The following is a 345-nucleotide window of genomic DNA, read 5'->3' as shown; positions in this document are numbered from 1 at the left end:
CCCGCGCCGGGGCGCGTGCGCATCGGCGCGCTGTGTGCGCGGTGCCGAGGACGACCCGGTCCTCCCCCAGTCCTTGACCGACCGGCTGGGCCGGACGTTTTCGGATCTCGATCTTGCGCCGTGCCCGGGGGTGGGGCACTTCCCGAAGCGGGAGGAGCCCGAGCGGGCGGCGGAGGAGATCGCGGCGTTTTTCGAGCGGATCGGGTGGGTGTGAGCGACGGCGGAGGCGGGATGAGGCGAGGGTCCCCTCTCCTGAAGGGGGAGGGACAGGGTGAGGGGTGGAACCTCTCCGAAGGAGACGCATCATCGACGAGCTTCGCGGGCGCTGAGAGCCGTACCCGATCG

Annotated in this window: 1 pseudogene; it reads left to right on the top strand. The window is 71.6% G+C overall.

The window, feature by feature from the left end:
• A pseudogene (locus MKK63_RS24295) lies at positions 1-214 on the top strand (alpha/beta hydrolase); the annotation flags it as partial.
• Positions 215-345 lie beyond the last annotated feature (131 nt).

The sequence above is a fragment of the Methylobacterium sp. J-088 genome (assembly GCF_022829295.1).
Classification (GTDB): domain Bacteria; phylum Pseudomonadota; class Alphaproteobacteria; order Rhizobiales; family Beijerinckiaceae; genus Methylobacterium.
Note: the sequence above shows the minus strand (reverse complement) of the source record. Positions and strands in the feature narration are given on the sequence as shown.